The sequence below is a fragment of the Microbacterium sp. genome (assembly GCF_030149085.1).
Taxonomy (GTDB): domain Bacteria; phylum Actinomycetota; class Actinomycetes; order Actinomycetales; family Microbacteriaceae; genus Microbacterium.
This window is the reverse complement of record NZ_JASBSF010000376.1, coordinates 1-3,927: the sequence shown is the minus strand read 5'-3', so window position 1 is coordinate 3,927 and position 3,927 is coordinate 1. Positions and strand designations below refer to the sequence as shown.

Annotated in this window: 4 protein-coding genes; 1 reads left to right on the top strand and 3 read right to left on the bottom strand. The window is 66.5% G+C overall.

Annotated elements, in window-relative coordinates:
• The coding region (locus Q1V87_RS15140) for an aminotransferase class III-fold pyridoxal phosphate-dependent enzyme (RefSeq protein ID WP_300594712.1) at positions 1-1,546 on the top strand (1,546 nt) is incomplete at its 5' end.
• Positions 1,547-1,564: 18 nt separating this feature from the next.
• Here the strand turns inward: Q1V87_RS15140 and Q1V87_RS15135 are convergent.
• From Q1V87_RS15135 to Q1V87_RS15125, 3 genes are all read right to left on the bottom strand, one after another.
• Positions 1,565-2,362, bottom strand: coding sequence for a sulfite exporter TauE/SafE family protein (locus Q1V87_RS15135; protein WP_300594709.1), 798 nt, complete (start codon positions 2,360-2,362; stop codon positions 1,565-1,567).
• Positions 2,363-2,462: 100 nt separating this feature from the next.
• Positions 2,463-3,224 carry a DUF2510 domain-containing protein gene (locus tag Q1V87_RS15130; RefSeq protein ID WP_300594706.1) on the bottom strand — a complete coding sequence of 254 codons (762 nt, stop codon included), beginning with the start codon at positions 3,222-3,224 and terminating at the stop codon, positions 2,463-2,465.
• Positions 3,225-3,283: 59 nt separating this feature from the next.
• Positions 3,284-3,649: a hypothetical protein gene (locus tag Q1V87_RS15125; protein WP_300594703.1), complete on the bottom strand. Its 366-nt coding sequence runs from the start codon at positions 3,647-3,649 to the stop codon at positions 3,284-3,286.
• Positions 3,650-3,927: the final 278 nt, after the last annotated feature.

Below are 3,927 nucleotides of genomic sequence, written 5' to 3'. Positions count from 1 at the left end.
GCTCGCGCTCGGTCGAGACGATGGCGAGTGGACAGGCGGCGCCGGGACGCTCACCTGGCGTTGCGGCGACGAGGTCGTCACGATCACCGGCGTTCCCGACGGCTCGGATGCTGCGCTTCCGGCACGCACGCGCCTGTTCGTCCAGCGCCATGCGGCAGGCGACGAACCGCCGCCTCCCCGGGTCACCGCGGATCTGGCCGAGGCCTGGTGCGAGGTGGTCGGCGACGTCTCCGACGCGCTCGGGATGGCGCCGCCGCTCCCGCGCGAGGACGACATTCTTGCCCGTCGCCACGGAGTCCTCGCCGAGGTCCAGGAGCACTACTACGACACGCCACCGAGGATCGAACGCGGATGGCGGGAGTATCTGATCGACCTCGACGGTCGGGTCTACCTCGACATGGTCAACAACGTCGCCTCGGTGGGCCATGCGCATCCCCGCGTCGCGGATGCCGCAACCCGACAGCTCAACCTGCTCAACACCAACTCTCGCTTCCACTACGGCGCGATCACCGAGTACGCCGAGCGCATCGCTCAGACGCTGCCCGCGGAGCTCGACACGGTGTTCTTCGTCAACTCGGGGTCGGAGGCCACAGATCTCGCTCTTCGACTGGCGATGGCATCCACGGGCCGCACCGATATCGTCGCGATGCGCGAGGCCTACCACGGGTGGACCTTCGCGAGCGATGCCGTGTCGACGTCGATCGCCGACAACCCGAACGCGCTGGCGACGCGCCCGGAGTGGGTGCACACCGTTTCTGCCGCCAATCCCTACCGCGGCATCCATCGCGGCGACGATGCCGAACGGTACGGACCCGAAGCCGTGGCGGTGATCGATCAACTCGCGGCATCCGGACGCGCTCCCGCCGGGCTCATCTGCGAGACCTTCTTCGGAAACGCCGGGGGTGTCGCGCTACCGCCGGGGTATCTCGCGCAGGTCTACGAAGCTATTCGCCGACACGGTGGCCTCGCCATCGCCGACGAGGTGCAGGTGGGCTTCGGCCGGCTCGGCGAATGGTTCTGGGGGTTCGAGCAGCAGCGGGTCGTGCCCGATATCGTTGCGGTCGCGAAGTCGATCGGCGCAGGCCACCCCATCGGCGCCGTCATCACCCGCCGGGAGATCGCCGATCGGTACCGCACCCAGGGGTACTTTTTCTCATCGACCGGCGGCTCACCGGTCTCGGCGGCGATCGGTCTGGCTGTTCTCGATGTCATCGAGCAGGAGGGTCTGCAAGAGAACGCGCGGGTCGTCGGAGCGCATCTGAAGCGACGTCTGGAACGCCTGGCTGAGTCCCACCCGATCGTGGGAGCAGTGCACGGCGCGGGCCTGTATCTCGGCGTCGAGTTCGTGCGTGACCGCATCACCCTGGAGCCGGCGACCGACGAGACCGCGGCAATCTGCGACAGGCTGCTCACGCTCGGGGTGATCATGCAGCCCACCGGTGACTACCTGAACGTGCTGAAGATCAAACCCCCACTGTGCGTGTCACTCGAGTCGGTTGACTACTTCGTCGATTCGCTCGACCGGGTCCTCACCACAGGCTGGTGACGCTCGGCATCCGGCCGCTCAGGAACTGGAGCGCTGAGCGCGAATCGCCCGCAGCGCCATCTGCACCGCGATGAAGGCGATGAAGATCGAGAACAGCACGTTGCCGACGAACGGATCGACGAGCGTCGCGATCCAGGCGCCGAGCGCGGTCGTCGTGCACGCTGCGACACCGATGGCAATGGCCGCGGGCAGGTCGACGTTCTTGCGCCGGATGTTTCCGACGGTTCCAGAAATGGCCGTGGGGATCATCATCAGCAGAGAGGTGCCCTTGGCTTCGAGGTCGCTCGCCCCGAACAGGATCATGAGCACGGGAACGACCACAATGCCCCCGCCGACACCGAGAAGGCCCGCCAGGATGCCGGTGATCAGGCCCAGCACGATGAGGCCGATGACCGAGAGGATCGTGTACTCGATCTCTGCGTCCCGCGAGGGGATCACGAGGTACAGGCTGATGATCACGAGCACGAGGAACCCGACAAAGCCCCAGCGCAGCACCGGCAAGGGAAGTCGGTGCAGCAGCCACGTGCCGATCTGAGCACCGATGATCGCCCCGGCGGCGAGGATGATCGCGGCGATCCACGCCACCGAGCCGGTCATCGCATAGGAGATCACACCGACCGTTGCCGTCGGAACGATCGCCGCGAGCGAAGTGCCGGCAGCGAGTCGCTGATTGAACCCCAGAAAAAAGACCAGTGCGGGCACGATGACCGTGCCGCCACCGACGCCGAACAGACCCGACAACAGGCCCGCAGCCAAACCCACCAGAATCGCGACGATGTAGAAGCGCGCGGTGCGCGGCTGGGGTGTGGTGGTCATGTGCTCGCTCTCGTCGGCGCCGGAACGCCGGCCGTGCCAGCCTACTGGTCTGTGCTAGCTACTGGTCTGGGGCAGCCGCCCCGACGCGACGGGTTCGGGGCTACTCTACGCTCACGAGGTCGTAGATTGCCCAGCCGTCGTCATCCGGAACCACCGTGTATTCGTACTCGACGACCTCCCGCACACCCGGTTCGATCGGGTTGCCGTCCTGGTCGAAGTGCGCGATGTAGCTCTCTTGGGTTGCGACGGTGTACTCGTATTCCGGGCCACGGATGTCGGTCACGACGATCTCGTAGTCCGAGTACCACTCGGTGAACGCGTCGGACTGACCCGTGAAGGTCGCGCAGTCCTTGATCTGCACGATCTCGCGCAGGCGCTCGGTCGTGACCCCGAGGAAGAGATCGCAGTCGGCGGTCTGCCAGGCCTCGTCGAACTCGTACACAGCCTCGACGGCGCCGCGTTCATCATCGTTCGTCGGTTCGACCGTGGCCGGCGCGCTCACCCGTCCGAAACCGAGGATCGCAAGCGGGATGAGCACCGCCGCGAGAACTACCGCAACGAGCATCGCGACACCGACGATCACCCAGATGATCCAGGTCCGGCTGCGCTGAGGGGCGGTGGCTGCCACGAAGATCCCCGATGGGGAGCCCTGGTCTGCCGGACCGCCGTCGGATGGAGCCGCGTCGCCTGCCGCCTCCGGCGATTGCAGAGAAGGCTCTGGCGTCGGCACCGTGCGCGGGCGCTGCCACGGGTCGGGCATCCCCTGCGGGTGCGGCTGCACATGCTCGGTCCACTGCTGGCCGTCCCACCATCGCAGGGCACCGTGACCGTCGTCATACCAGCCGGGGGCAATCGCCGACATCCGCTCTCGTTCCTCGTCGCTCAGTGGTCGCCTTCACTCTATGCGCGAGGGGCTCGGGCTCAGAAGTTCGCGACGTAGTCTCCACTGCTGAAACCACCGGTGAACAGCCACAGCGGCACGAGCACCGTGATCAGGGAGAGGACCAGCGACACGATCGACCACACGAGCATCCGCCGTGCGCGAATGTCCAGAATCAGTGCGATGACGGCAAGGACGAGGGCGATCGCCCCGACGATGATCGAGAACGGCATTGTCACGATCAGCAGCCACCAGATCGTCGCCATCTCGGGGAGGAACCCGATGAGCAAGATCGCAAGCGAAGGCGCAAGGGCGATGAAGGCGACGACGAACGCGATGATTCCAAGGATGGGAATGCGGCGGGTAGTGGGTGCGGGCGGCGATGCCGGCGGAACGGATGCTGTCACGAGCGCAGTCTAGGGCGCGAGCGTCCGCCGCCACGATCACCCAACGCCCGGGCAAGGGCGACCCGCCGATAGCACCCGGCACCGCGGCTGACAAGGGGCGAGCCGCTTGCGGCGCCGGCGACATAGAGTGGCGTTCGACGGAACGTCGAAAGGAAGACAGATGGCAACGCAGTCCGATACCACGACCAAGACGAAGAGTTCGGCATCCGCAAGCCCGCGCAACGCCCGCAAGGCAGCGAAGGGCGGCGCTGGAGCCAAGCTCACGAACGAGCAGAACG